This is a genomic window from Nocardia vinacea NBRC 16497 (genome assembly GCF_000308835.1).
GTDB lineage: Bacteria > Actinomycetota > Actinomycetes > Mycobacteriales > Mycobacteriaceae > Nocardia > Nocardia vinacea.
This window is the reverse complement of record NZ_BAGN01000423.1, coordinates 19,262-33,655: the sequence shown is the minus strand read 5'-3', so window position 1 is coordinate 33,655 and position 14,394 is coordinate 19,262. Positions and strand designations below refer to the sequence as shown.

General features: G+C 63.8%; 6 protein-coding genes. 3 read left to right on the top strand and 3 right to left on the bottom strand.

Annotated elements, in window-relative coordinates; translation table 11 throughout:
- Nucleotides 1-238: 238 nt before the first annotated feature.
- Both mgrA and ON44_RS43525 read left to right on the top strand, forming a co-directional pair.
- Nucleotides 239-1,282, top strand: coding sequence for an L-glyceraldehyde 3-phosphate reductase (mgrA, locus tag ON44_RS43530; protein WP_040701075.1), 1,044 nt, complete (start codon nt 239-241; stop codon nt 1,280-1,282).
- Between the two features lie 147 nt (nt 1,283-1,429).
- Nucleotides 1,430-3,712, top strand: coding sequence for a glycosyl hydrolase family 65 domain-containing protein (locus ON44_RS43525; RefSeq protein WP_051183340.1), 2,283 nt, complete (start codon nt 1,430-1,432; stop codon nt 3,710-3,712).
- Between the two features lie 66 nt (nt 3,713-3,778).
- On the opposite strand, the gene ON44_RS43520 is transcribed toward ON44_RS43525, so the two are convergent.
- From ON44_RS43520 to ON44_RS43510, 3 genes are read right to left on the bottom strand one after another with little or no spacing between them, the layout of a single operon-like run.
- Entirely contained in the window at nt 3,779-9,013 is a 5,235-nt protein-coding gene (locus tag ON44_RS43520; RefSeq protein WP_040701073.1) for a PLL family lectin, read from the bottom strand.
- Nucleotides 9,014-9,029: 16 nt separating this feature from the next.
- Entirely contained in the window at nt 9,030-11,903 is a 2,874-nt protein-coding gene (locus ON44_RS43515; protein WP_040701071.1) for a serine/threonine-protein kinase, read from the bottom strand.
- Between the two features lie 29 nt (nt 11,904-11,932).
- Nucleotides 11,933-12,754, bottom strand: coding sequence for a hypothetical protein (locus ON44_RS43510; RefSeq protein WP_040701069.1), 822 nt, complete (start codon nt 12,752-12,754; stop codon nt 11,933-11,935).
- 596 nt (nt 12,755-13,350) lie between these two features.
- Here ON44_RS43510 and ON44_RS43505 point away from each other — a divergent pair.
- Nucleotides 13,351-14,391, top strand: coding sequence for an NAD(P)H-dependent amine dehydrogenase family protein (locus tag ON44_RS43505; protein ID WP_040701067.1), 1,041 nt, complete (start codon nt 13,351-13,353; stop codon nt 14,389-14,391).
- Nucleotides 14,392-14,394 lie beyond the last annotated feature (3 nt).

The following is a 14,394-nucleotide window of genomic DNA, read 5'->3' as shown; positions in this document are numbered from 1 at the left end:
CGGGTCTGCTGAGTCCTCCCGAGACTTCCTGGCGCTACCCGGAGACACCGGGCGCGCCACCGAGGCGCCGGTCTTCGACGCATGGCAGCGACCTACTGATCAGCCACCGATTCAGCCCATTTGGTGAGCAAAAGGTTGATACATCCACCGAATGTCGCCGTTCAGACTAGGTACTTTTGGCAACCTAGCTCGAAGTTCGAACAGATCGGGACGGCCACGCGTCCCGGGAGGAGTACCGATGACATATGTCGCAGAGCCGGCCCGCTACGACGGCAGGATGCGCTATCGCCGCAGCGGCAGGTCAGGCCTCGATCTGCCGCTGCTCTCGCTCGGCTTCTGGCACAACTTCGGTGACGATCGCCCGTACTCCGTCCAGCGTGAGATCGCTTTGCGCGCTTTCGATCTCGGAATCACGCACTTCGACCTGGCCAATAACTACGGTCCACCGTATGGGTCGGCCGAGATCAACGCCGGGCGCTTGTTGCGTGAGGAGCTCGCCGCCTACCGCGACGAATTGATCATCTCCACCAAGGCCGGGTGGGACATGTGGCCGGGACCGTATGGGCAGGGTGGCGGTTCACGGAAGTACGTGCTGGCCTCGCTCGATCAGTCGCTGAGCCGGCTGGGCCTGGACTACGTCGACATCTTCTACTCGCACCGTTTCGACCCGACAACTCCGCTGGAGGAGACCGCGGCGGCGCTGGATACCGCGGTACGGCAGGGGAAGGCACTGTATGTGGGGATCTCGTCGTACACCGCCGAGAACTCCGCAAGTATCGCGCGGATGCTGCGGGAACTGGGCACGCCGCTGCTCATCCATCAGCCGTCGTACTCGATGCTCAACCGCTGGATCGAGACCGAAGGCCTGCTCGACACCGCCGCCGAGGAAGGGTTCGGGGTCATCGGGTTCACCGCACTCGCGCAGGGTCTGCTCACATCGAAGTATCTCGACGGCGTGCCGGCGGGATCGCGGGCCACGCAGGGAAAGTCGTTCCAGACCGAGTTGCTGACCGCCGAGATGATCGATCGGCTGCGCAAGCTCGGCGCGCTCGCCGCCCGCCGCGGACAGACGCTGGCGCAGTTGGCGCTGGCGTGGGCGCTGCGCGACCCGCGCGTGACTTCGCTGGTGATCGGCGCGTCCTCGACCCAACAGCTCGAGCAGAACGTCGCCACGCTGGACAATCTCGATCTCAGCGCGGACGAGCTGGCCGAGATCGACGCGCTGCTCGACGACGACGGTGCGGTCGACCTGTGGCGAGCAGCACGTGAGGGCACACTCTGAAAAGATCGAAGCGGTTCAGACGATGCCGCGGCGATCACGAGCACATCGGACAGCTGCTGCGCCGCGCCATACCCGAATAACAGGGGCGTGGTGCGGCCGCCGTGTCGCTCCGATCGGCTCGGCGCGGCCGCTGCTACTGTCGGCTCGATGCGACTCGTGTCGAGTATCGGTGCGATGCTATTGACCTGTGCGTTTGTGCCGCTGCCCGGACTGTCCGGGGTAGCGGCCGCGCAGGGCGGGCAGACGGTCCGAGACGACTGGTCGGCGGTCTCCGAGACGTTCGAACCCGAGAACTTCCGCGCTGCCCCGTACCTCGGCAACGGGCGCATCGGCGCGATGATCCCACCGAGCGGCGGCGGATATCAGGACTACGGCGCCTCGGTGCGCACCTCGTTCCCCTTAGTGGAACCGCGCTACACCGGAACGTATCTCGCGGGCTTCTATGCCATGAAGTCCATGTCGTGGAACAACACAGAGGCGATCGCTGCGCTCCCCGCGTGGTCGGGCCTAACCGTCGACGTCGCGGGCCGAACCTACCGGGCCGACGTCGACCCGGCCACGCTCACGCACTACCGGCAGCGCCTGAACTATCGCGATGCCACCGTCACCACCGAAGCCACCTGGACACCCGACGCGGAACACCGGCTGGATCTGACCTACCGGACCTTCGTGTCACGGGCGCAGCAGAACCTCGCGGTCCAGCAGCTCACTGTCGTTCCGCACTTCTCGGGGCCGCTCACGGTCACCGACCTGATCGATGGGGCCGCCGCGCGGCGGGTCACCCCGACGACGGCGGCCTCCGATCCGAACCGGGGGCAGACCACGGTCGGCGTGCGCGCCGACGGCACCGACCACACCGCCTTCCTTGTATCCACGGTCACCACGCCGGATGAGCTGGCTGGCGCCGCGCTACCTGCGAACGGGGCGACGGCTGGAACACGATTCGACGGCACCGTCGTGGCGGGCTGCAGTTACACGGTCACCAAGTACGTGGGAATCGCCTCCGGCGCGGACGGCGCGGACCCGCGCGCGATTGCCACCGACGTCTCCGAATTCAGCGCGGCGCGTGGTTTCGCCGCCGCCCACGCCGAACACGCAGCAGAGTGGGATCGCTTGTGGCAGCCCGCCATCGAGATCCCCGGCCGCGACGACTATCGGGACTGGATCCGGCCCGCACTGTATTCGGTGCTGTCCAGCGTCCGGGCCGGACAGCGGTGGTCCGTGCAGCCCGCGGGGTTGTCCTCCGACGACTATGGCGGCCTGACCTACTGGGACGCCGAGGCTTGGATCTTCCCCACCCTGCTCGCGCTCTATCCCGAATTGGCCCGCACCGTGGTGGATTTCCGCGTCGCGGCGCTACCGCAAGCCGAGGCGAACGCGCGCGCCTACGGGCTGACCGGCGCACTATTTCCCTGGAACGACGGACCGACACAGCGGTGCGCGTCGCCGTGGGTGTGCGGACTGGTCCAGGAACATTTGGGGAACGAGATCGCGCTCGCGCAATGGCAGTACTATTCGGCCACCGGCGACGAGCAATGGCTGCGTGACAGCGGCGCGCCGGTGATCACGGCTATCGCGAACTACCAGGCTGCCCGGGTCGGCCCGAAGCTGCCCGACGGTCGCTACCACTACGCGCCCGCGGCGGGCGCCGACGAATACGTTTCGGTTTCCGTGGACAACGCACTCACCAATACCGGAGTGATGGCGACGATGCGCACCGCGATGTCGGCCGCCCAGCTGGCCGGACTGCCGCTGAACCCGCGGTGGGCCGATATCGCCGCCCATATGGCAATGCCGCCGGACATCGTGCCAGGGGTGCCCGCCGAGTATCTCGGGTACCAAGGGGCGAAGATCAAGCAGGCCGACACGGTGCTGATCAGCTACCCGTACTCCTATGCGGCACCGGGCTATTCGCCCGAGGCGACGCTGGCATACTACTTCGACCGCACCGATCCCGATGGCCCCAATATGAGCAACAGCGTCGGCGCGATCCTCAGCGCGCAGTATGATCCCTGCCGCACTCAGCAGTTCCTGGATCAATCGGTGCAGCCGTATGTCCGACCGCCGTATGGGTTCCAGTCCGAGGCGCGTGGCGAACGGTCGGGTGAGAACACGGTCGGCCAGCCGGCGTGGATCTTCGTCACGGGTGCGGGCGGATTCCTACAAGGTTTGCTGTACGGACCGAGCGGGCTGCGGTGGGCCGAGACGGGTCCCCGGCTGGACCCGATGCTGCCCAGCGGGTTTCCCGAGGGGATCACGGTGCGCGGCCTCGCGGTACGCGATAGCAGGTTGACCTTGCGCATCCGACCGGAAGGCACGACCGTCGACGTCACTTCGGGTGGTCCGGTCACCGTCGATACGCCCGGCGGCCCGGCGACCGTCCGCCCGGAAACACCGCTGACGCTGCCGACCAGGCGCGCCTGTCCCTGACCCGATCACCGGTCAATTCCCTCGTTTTTGGGCCTGTCCGGGTGAGGATGGCGGGCGTGGTGACTCTCAGGACCACCAGGTTCGCATCAGGTCGTCGGCGTCGGTTCGTACCAGCAATTCCATTTGACGCTTCACCCGGTGTAGCAGCAAAGGGGTGCGCGGCGCGGCACGAAATCCCTGCTCTCCTTGGATGATCGGGGTCCACGCTTGCCATTGGGTCGGCTCGGTCCAGCTGCTGGTGAAGACGGTGCCGTCAGCGGCGACGGTGAAGATGTCGAGCCGTCCCGTCTCCGGCACGGCGCAGGCCACGCTCACCTGCGCAGGTAGCTGGGCACCACCTGGGCGGCTGAGCTGTACCCATCGCGGCTGTTGTCCGGGGTCGAGGGTGCAGTCCCATACGTCGCCCTCGGCGGTGGTGGCCAGGACTCGGGTCCGAAAGCCGTCGGTGGTGACGGTGAAGGTACGAAACGACTGCCGGTCGCTGACTTTGGTCCAGGACGGCGTCGGTGGGATGAGTTCGGAACGGATGATCGGTGTCGTCCACAGCGCGCCGTCGGTGGCCAGCGTGAAGACCCGGTCGAAGGTTGTGGCGATGTCGCCGTCCGCGCGAAGTGCGAACTTGTCGACGACGAGTCGGTGCCAGTACCGCGCCGTCTGTCCCAGCGGCAGGTCGAAGGAATGCCGAGAGCGCCAATCGAAATGGACGTAAAGGTGCCCGTCGGCGCCGGGGACGACCAGTTCGACGCCCTCGGTCGATCCCCGTGCGGGACCGGCGAGCAGCTTCCCTGGTGAGGCCAGCGGTACTGCCGCGCCGAATCCGACCTCTTCCGGTGTCCACGGGGCCCACGTCCCGTCCTTGTCGACGACGGAACTGAGGAACAGTTTGCCCTCGTCGAGCACTGCGGCGATCAGATGTCCGGGGAGGCGGGAGACCGCACCCACCGAGCAGGCCGGGGTGAACTCGGGTCCACCATGCTCGCTTGGGATTTCGGTCCAGCGCGGCGCGGCGGTGAGGCAGGGATCGAGGCGGCGATGGCGCAGCGGCTCGTTCGGGGTCGCGTAGAAAAGATCGCTGTGGTCGTAGTAGAACTGCTCGCGTTCGCCTTGGACGCCGAGCACCACGGTGCCCCGAACGTGGCTGTCGGGCACCGGTTCCCACGCCCGCCATCGGTCGGTGTGGATAGCGAATGGCAACGGTCCGGTGTTGCGTACATCTTCGTCGAAATCGGATGAATCCCAGTTCAGCGTGACGTCGCACAGCGTGTGATCACCCATCAGCGCCTGCAGTGAGAAGCTCATGTTCCAATCGGCCTCGTCGTCACCATCACTGAATGCCTGATGCTCGACGTCGATGGTCAGGTCGGGCGCCGCCGCGACCGGTCCGGAGTCGAAGAAGATCCATTCGGTGTCATGGACGCTGTTGTCGTCGACCGGGCCGACCGCGATGATCTGGTTCTCGGTGGCCGTGGTGCACCCGATCCGGACCGTCGCGGTGCCGAGGGTCTTCTCGTCCATGTCCTCGTTCTTGGTGCGGACGAAAACGACCAGGCCGAGCACCTTGTCGGCGTCCCCGGGCTGCACTGGAGCCTCTTCACTGCGACCAGGGTGGTCGAAGTCGTGCAGATTGTGCAACAGCGACTTTCCACGGTACTCGATGACATAGGACCGCTGCCCCCACTCCACCCGGCGGCCGCGTACGAAGTCGTTCTCGAAGCGTGGATACAGGTCGGTCTGCAGCGGGGCGTTGCCGTAGTGGAATTCCTGTTCCTCGTATTTCAGCGCGAGGACCTTGCTGCTGCCATCCGGCATCGGCATGTGATAGTGGCATTCCATGTCGTTGAAGTCGTCGAGGTGGACCCGCGCGCTGCTGACACGCTGTTTGAACGTTTCGTAGTCGCCGAATTCGGTCTTGTTGCCCACCTGGACGATCCAGATGTTCTTGCCGTCGTGGTGCCAGTCGCGGTCGGCGAAGTAGTCGCGCGGCAAGGGGTCGGGCCAGATCCGCATGAGTTCGCGCAGCTTCGTCAGCAGAGCCTCGCGTTTCTCGGCATCCTTCTCCTGCGCGATCGCGCGCACGATATCTCCGATCGGCTTCCTGGCCGCCTCGTCCACCGCTTGGTTGTAGACGTCGACCTCGTCCTCCTGCAGGCTCAGCCAGGTGGGATGCTGATTGGAGAACACGCCGATGTAGGCCTCCGACCGATCCGCGGCCGCGACGCCCGGTTCCTGATGGATGTACTTGCCGAACACCCAGAAACCCTTGGGGCCGTAGTGGAATACATCGAAGTTCTCGAACAGGGCTTCATTGGCGTCGTCGTAAGCCGAGCAGCGCGCCTCGTCGACGCTGTCGAAGCCGACCTTCGGAAAGAACACATGGGATCCGCAGTCGGCGAGATCGTTCTGAATATCGTGGAAGTCGTAGGCGATGATCGCGGCCGGTCCGTGCTGGACAACCATCGGCAGCGCGAAATATCCGGTCCACCAGTCCAATCCGTCTACGCCGTCATGGTCGGTGCGGAACAGTTTACTGCCGGTGAGCTGCGATTCGCTCGATACCGCCGCGGCAACGCCGCCGATGATCGCACCGGGGGGGCCTGCCACCAGCGCGCCGCCCAACGCGCCCGCTGCCGCGGCGAGCACCGGGGACACATCCAGGTTCACCAACCCGGAGGTGCTGAAGACGTTGAGCGTGCCGTTGATGGTGGCCTGATTGACATTGGACTGGATATTCATCTGGCCGGCCCGGAAATTCTGGATGCTCGACAGCATGATGTCCGGATTGCGGTAGGTGAGGATATTGGCACGCGTGCGCGTGGATCCCTCCAGGAATATGGATAAGTCGTCGGCGATATCTTCGGCGTCGTCCATCTGGAGGATCGCTCCGAGTACCGCACCGGCGAGGACGCCGTACACCCCACCGACCAGACCGCCGATCACACCGAAGATCGCTCCACCTTTCACCTTGGGCAGCAGCGTGCCTACCACGTTGGCAAGCTGTTTGAACACCCCGCTCTGCCCCAGATCGAATTTGTCGACACAGGCCAGCGTGCCGCGCGTCACCTGCTTGTTGAGGAAAGCCGATGTGCCCCACCAGAAGACGATGTTGTCATCGGTTCTGCTGTAGCCGGGATGGGTGCGCTCGATATCCGCGTCGACTTTCTCGACGAACGGCAGATATTTCTTCAGCTTCGGCGCATATCCCGCACGGTGGGAATCGAATTTGTCCTTGTCGTCCTCCTGCGAGAACCAGATGCCGTACTTATAGGCCTCATCGAAGGTGATCGACACCCGGGACCGGTCCATGACCGCCGATTTCGGTGGGTTGCAGGCGATTTCGAGGAGAACCTCCGGGATACGATATGTCGAGGTGGCCATCGCGGCGCCGATCTCGGAGTCGTCATCGAACCATAGTCCGCGGGTGCCGAACAGCAGCTCGATGGCATCGGAGAGCGCATTGTCGCGGCCGGTCATCTTCGAGGAGAACTGGCTGCGTCCACCGACCGCGCCCATCGCGCCCTTGTGCATGAATCGCGCCACATCGAAGAGCAGGAGATCTGCTGCCAGTGTTGCCTTTTCGCGCACCTCGGGATCGAGGGCGAAGTCGACCAGGTTCAGCAGCGACCACAGGTGCTCGCGGTAGTATCCGGAGGAATTGAACTCCGTCCAGCCCATCAGGAGCCGATGGTTGAGCCACCTCAACACCCTGGCCCTACCACGTTCCTTGCGCTCCTTTCCGGATCGGGCACCGGAGTCGGGACGGCCGTCGGCGAAGTCGCGCACGTCGAAAGTGTCGGATTCCCATAGCTGTCCAGCCAGATATTCCGAAGACGCGAACATGATGTAGTGGTTCTCCGACCAGTACTCCATCTCGCTCTCGGCCTCATAACCCAGGTCGGTGCGCACCTTTTGGAAGAAGGAGCTCTTCATCGCGCGTGCCGGCTCGTCGAGCCAGAATTTGTAGTGCCGGATACCTTGCCGCAGCACTTCCTGAGCGATCGGGGAGAACGTAATCGCAGCGCTGCCCGGCACGGCCGCGCTCTCGTGCAGGATGATGCGGAGCTTTTCCTTCGCGGTCTGTAGCCTGCTCAGCAACGCCGGGTTGTCGGCGAATGTCTGCTCCGCAGCGCGGTTGTCGAAGAACTGCTCGAAGTCCGGGGGCAGTTCGGGCCGTGTCCGCCAGTGCAGTGCGTCGTCCGAAGCCAGCTTCGCCGGGATGGTGCCGAACAGGTACAGGATCCGGATGAGATGGCACAGGCCCATATCGGAGTTCTCTTTATTGGCATAGACCTCCCGCAGCCCATGCTTGACGACCCGCAGCCAGTACTTCGCCATCTCCGAATGCGGAAACTTCTCGATGTCGTCGAGCTTGAATCCGGAGGTTTCGACTCGGATGCCGAAGCGGTAGTGCGGCACCGGCACACGGCGATCGTCGAGGATGTCCACCGACGGCAGAAACTGCGCCTCGACCCGGTCTGCGGCATCGCTCGTGGTCGTGCTCCGCAGTGCCCGGTTGATCTCCTGGCGATAGATCGCCTTACCGAAGTCGTTGTCGGCGAAGGTGAATTTCTGGGTCACACTGTCGCCGAGCACAATACGGAGCTCTGCCTCGAAGTCGGTGATGAACTTCTCCAGATCGGCCAGCCACTCCGATGCCTCGGTCTTCGCGAATGCCTCCGGGTTTCGGTGGGCGGGGTGATACAGCTCGGGCAGTAGCCATGGCTTTTCCTGCGCGACGAATGCGCGGCTGATCGCCTGCCCCCTGCCGTCGGTCACCCGGTCCTCCCCGTCTTTGGGTTCCTCCCCCTTCAAGGGGTCGAACATCTGGCCGGGTACCCAGTTCGGCAGTTCGGGGACGAATGTCGCTGGCTTGCGGCGGTATTCACCGAGCGGAGACGGCTCACGGGCCGAGGTGAACCGGTCCTCTTCGAAAGTCGCAGCCAGTGTCGCGAGTCGCTCGATGAGCCGATGCGGCTCCCGAAAATTGAGCCAGTCGCCGTTCTTGCCGATCAGTGTTCCAGCGAAGGCATTCCGCCGTACCTGCTCGTCGGCGGTCCACACCGGTTCATGGCTGTCGAGATACACCCTGGCCCGTCGACGTTCCGGATGGCCCGGCACACTCTCGGGCGATCCGGGCGAGATCGGCTCGCTGATCAGGTTCAGCAGCCGCTGCCGATCCGGATCGTTCGTCTCGCGCTCGATGCCCCGGAAGGTCTGGAGATTCAGTCTGCGCAACTGGGTTTCGAAGAACCAGCGGCGTCGCTTCTCCAATTCGGCACGCAGCTGGGTGTTCTCGTCAGCCATGATCGGTCCCCCTACTTCACTTGTCGTCGCCGGGTCGGCCCGTGGCCGACGCCCACGCGGGCAACTCGGCATCGTTCTTCAACATGACCAGGGTCGTCGGCAGGCGCACCTCCCATTCGTCGACGACCACTTCGTCCTCCGGTGTGGCGTTGCGCGCCTTGATTTCCGCGATGATCGTCGTGTACCGCTCACTGAACATGTCGGGGATCTCTTCGCCCATCCACACGTCACCGGTTTCGTGGAAGTGCGCGAGCGCGGCCTCGAAGCCGGGCCGGACCGGAATGACGACCCGCGCGGCACCCGCCTTCAAGAATGTCTCGAACTGCGGGTCGATGTCCTGAATGAGAACCAGCTCGCCCCAGCGCGATTGCCTGCCCCAGAAGTACGGGTAGAACAGGTACATCAGGTGCTCCCATTCGAAGGCACGCTCGAAGAACGCGACAACCGCACCCCACTGTTCGACGTACTGCGGATCCGCTGGGAACTGGTAGGGCCGATTCGGCGCCGGGTAGGCCACCTCGCCGAAGTGCTCGCTGATCAACAGGTGGATGAACGCCTTCTTCAGCTCCTGCCGTTCGGTCGTCGGGTCGTGGCCGAGCGCGCTTGCCAGGCTCATCTGAGTGCGTACCGCATTCTGGTAGCGCCCGAGCTGATCCAGGAATTCGGTGCGCTGACGTTGATATCCCGCAACGACTTTCGCGTGCGTATCCAGCTGCCATTTCTCCAGCGCCTTGTCCGTGCGCCTGCAGTTGATGCCGATCGCGAAGTTGAATTGCAGGATGCGCGGGAACGAGTTCATTGTGACCGGGACCTCGCCGGTCACCTGGGGCAGGGTGAACGACTCGTTGAGGTTGGGGTTGGCGGTCTTGCCGAACCGGATGAACACGCTCTCCCCGATGAAGAACTCGAAATAGGGGTAGTCGGTGTCCGGTAGGGCGATGTGCTGATTCGTGCGCTGCACATAGCCGCCGATTGCGGTGTAGTTTTCCGGCACCCGGATCGTGAACGCGTTGTACTCCTGAGCGAAGTCCGGACTCCCCGTGCCGTAGTGCCCGTCCATCGGTTTGCCCGGCTCACCAGTGCCGGTGCGCGCGACGGTCGTGATGAATTCCTCGGGTGGCGGAGTCACCGCCCCGGTCACGCCGTATCTGGCGGCCCAGTCCTGATAGTTCGCCGCATTCAGCTCGGCGGGCGTGATGGTCGGCTCGATCGGCCGGGCGAGCTGGAAGTTCTCCGGCTGTGCTGCGGTCTTGAGCGTATCGATCAGGAACGCCGCAGGTTCCGGAATGACCACGTCGTAGAGCAGTCGCTTGCCGTAGTTGACCACCCGGGTCTTGTATTTCTTGTCGACCCATTGGTAGATGCCACGGATCGGCCGCAGCCCATTGCTGTTGTCCAGCTGGTGCATCGCCTCCTCGGTGTACACCTTCTTTTCCCGTTGCACTCGTTGCTGTTTCACCGATTGGGTCAGTTTGTTCACGGCTCGGTCGGTGACACTGCGGGCGTAATTGGTCTTGCTGTTCTCGACCAGCCTGCCGTAATTGCTGGTGGAGGTCTGATCCTGTGTGCTCGAGCTTTGCTGGCCCGCCTCCTTTTCGGCCTCGGTGGCGAGTTCGTTGCGGTCGGTCGTCTGGGTATCCCGCTCGGTGCTCTGCGAGGTCTCGATCTCCTCGGAGATGATCAGCTCCGAGGTTTCCTCGCGTTTGGTCGTCTTGCGCAGCAACTCGCCGGGTAGCACGTTCTCGATGTGGGAGATGTCGGAGGCCGCATAGCCGATGAGCTCCTGCCGGACGACCTGCAGGTCGCCGACGCCGACCGGGCGGGTGACCGCATGGCTGAAGTCCGGAATCGGCGGGTCGGCGATGGCCGCGTCGGCTGGTCGCTCCTGGACCGCGAACAGGTTCGCCCCCAGGCGATAGACGCGCGCCGGCTCGGGGATCCGGGTCGGCTCCACCTGATGCGAAACGGTCAACCAGCGACGCTTGACGACATCGAGGACATCCTGCACAGACGCGGTGGCGATGTCGCCGAGTTCGGCCTGAAGATGCTCGTGGACAAGCGGATCCAGCGCGGCCACTGTCGCGGGTGCCAGCCCGAGCACACTGGCGGCGGCGTCCGCTCGCGCTTGGCTCTGCTCTTGTCCGTCGGTCGTCGCGGCCTGCTCCACGTTCGGAGTGGTGTGGACAGCGAGCTGACCCGGGCGTGCGGACATCAGCGTCTCGTATGCCTGCCGGAACGCCGTCTGCTCTGTGGTCAATCCGGCCAGACGTACCGCCACGGCATCCAATTCCGGTGCTACCGCCACTACCTGCGGATCGCCCCCTTTACGGGGAAAGAACACCTCGGGGATCCGCACGGCACGATCCAGCAGTGCGCGGATCCGCTCGGCGGTCAGCGGATCGACCCGACCGGCCGCGAAATCGACCACGAACGCGGCCACCTGGCGCATGGCGGTGATCGCGGGCGCCTCCAGCCGGTCGAACCTGGTGGTGATCTTCACTGCGACCAGCGCGTCGCTCGACACCACCAGTTCGTCCTTGAACGCCTGCGCGGCAACGAGTTCGGCCGCTGTCTGGCCGAATACATCCTTGACCGCCTTGTTGACCTTGTCCGGTGCCGGCGGTGGGGACGCGGGCAGGGCAAGCAGTTTCGCTCGCAACTCCCCATATTTCCCGAGCCGGGCCAACCGGTTGGATCCAAGCTCGTTGGAACCGCTGCCGGTCAACCCGTCGATGAATCGCTCGGCCTCGACACGCACTTCGCTATATGGGCCGTGTTCGACGAGATCGAGCAATCGGTTCTGGAACGCCGATTGCGTTGTCAGATCGATCGAGTTCCGGTCCTCGGAAGAAACGAACGCCTGCTGTATGAAACGAAATAACTCCACCATGATTCCTCCTTCGACGTGGCGTTGGGTGACTATTTCCGCGGGTGATCCAGCGCTTGCTCGACAGCGGCGAGCGCGTCGACCGGGGTCAGGTTCTCGCCGTGGGTGTTCTTGCCGAGTTGCGGCCAGCCCTTGCCTTCTGGGCCGCGCAACTGGATCCAGATGTCGCGGGTCTTCTCCAGCAGTTCGCGCTGTTCGGCCTCGTTCAATGCGGACATGAATTCCTCCTCTATTCCCACGCCGCACGCCGCGGCGAAATCCTGCGGCGACATACCGTTGGCGGCGTTCATGTCGCACGCACCGAACGGTGGGCAGCCCTCGGGCAGGCCGCCGCCGAAGCCTTTGCCGTCGGTGTATTGATGCGCGATCTGACCGGGCAGATTCGGGTTGCGGCCGTAGCCGGCGCCGATCACCCGCAATCCATCGGGCCGGTCGGACCACATGCCGTGGAAGTCGCCGTGGTTGGCGTAACCGATGACCCGTCGTGGATCCCCCAGCCAGTCTGCGATATTCCAGTAGGCGCGGTTGATTCCGTCGGACTGATCGCCGTGGGGATTGCCGCCGGATTCGACGTCGATCATCGTGATCATCCGCGGATGCGGACCACCGGCCCGCTCCACCATTTCCCGGTGGGTGCGCATGGTGTCGTGCCAGTTCGGCCGCCAGTAGAAGTAGACGATGAAACACGCCAACCGACCCGAATCCGCTGCCTGGCAGGCCCATTCGTAGTTGACGGCGAAATTCGGGTCACCGAATGTGCCGTCGTTGGACCGGAAACTCAGGATTGCGTGCGGATAGGAATCGTCCACCGGCGACTGAAAATATGACACGTCAGCAAAAAGGCTGTCGACCATCTGAACTCCCTCGATTTCGAATGTTCGAAACTTCCCCCGAGTCGTCGAGCCACCCGCCTCGGCGCCCTGAGGCGTCGATGAGACGCCTGGCGAAAGGTGGGAGCGGAGACTTCTCGCTGTAAGACGAACCCCCGGCGCCTGTTCGGCGCGATGGACCAATGCTGGAGCCGATCGGCCTGCCGCGGTAGTGCGTGGTCGGATGAGCGAACCGGCTGTTCCATTTGCTGGACCACGACCGATAAGACGAGGAATGGAAATCTCTCAGTCGGAAAGCCGAATTTCATCCGGCTACGAACTCGGCAAGCCCAACGCCTTCGACGTCACCGACCACCGCTGCTTCGCCCGCAGGCTCGGCTTACCGCGCCGAGTCCGCCGCCGGGTCCACTGGAGAAGCCGCTGGTCGCGCAGACCGAAGCGGCCATTCGGGCGTTCGCCTCACTCAAAGGTTCCAAAATGAAAATAGGATTGCCAAAATCATCTAGTATCCTCTCGTCACAGAAGAACTGCATTCTTCAAGATTGAATGAGCTCTCTGGCCGGCACACGTCGAATACGGCCGCCTGTGGGCTGCGGCCGACGCCAGCGTTGGAGGAACCTATGACCACACTGCGAGTCATCCAATGGACCACGGGAAAGGTTGGCAAGCTCAGCCTGCGCGGGATTCTCGACGACCCCCGGCTGGAACTGGTCGGGGTCTACTCCTATTCGCCCGACAAAGCAGGTGTCGACGCCGGTTTCCTGTGCGGTCGCCCCGACACCGGAGTCCTCGCGACAACCGATATCGATGCACTGACCGCCCTGGATGCCGACGTGGTGATCTACACCCCTTTCATGGCCGACCTCGATCACGCGGTGCGATTGCTCGAAAGCGGCCTCGATGTGATCAGCACCAACCTGTTCCTCAATCTCGGTGGCATACAAGGGGAAACGCAGGACAAACTGGCCGCCGCCTGCGAGCGCGGCAACAGCTCACTGTTCATCACCGGCATCAATCCGGGCTGGATCAACACGATGGTCACGGCGATGACCGCGGTGTGCAGAAACGTCGAAACGGTCTCGATCTTCGAGTCGGCCGACGTATCGGTGTACGAGTCCGCCGAAACCTGGCAGGCGCTCGGCTTCTCATTTCCCGAAGCGACGCCTGAGAAGATCGAGATGTCGAAACTGTGGCTGAGCACCTTCCGGGACTCGAACCAGCGCATGGCCACCGCGTTGGGGTACCAGCTCGACGACATCGAGTTCTTCATCGAACACGCCACCGCATCGACAGAGGTCGACCTCGGTTGGTTGCGCATCGAGAAAGACACCATCGCCGCCATCCGCGCCGGCTGGAACGGCAAGATCGCAGGCAAGACCGTCGTCCAGTCCAATGTCGCGTGGTACCTCACCAAACAGCTCAATGAGGACTGGCAATTCGACGACGACCACTACCACGTCATCATTAAGGGCGAACCCGAAGTACAAACCCGCATTCGGTTCGTTCCCCCCGACAACTGGGGCAACCACGAGTGGGACACGATGACCGCGATGCCCGCGGTGAACGCGGTATTCGACGTCGCTGCCGCGCCGATCGGAATCTCGACCCTCAAAGACGTCGGCTTGGTCTGCGCACCGGCGGGGATCTGGCTGAACAACTGACGT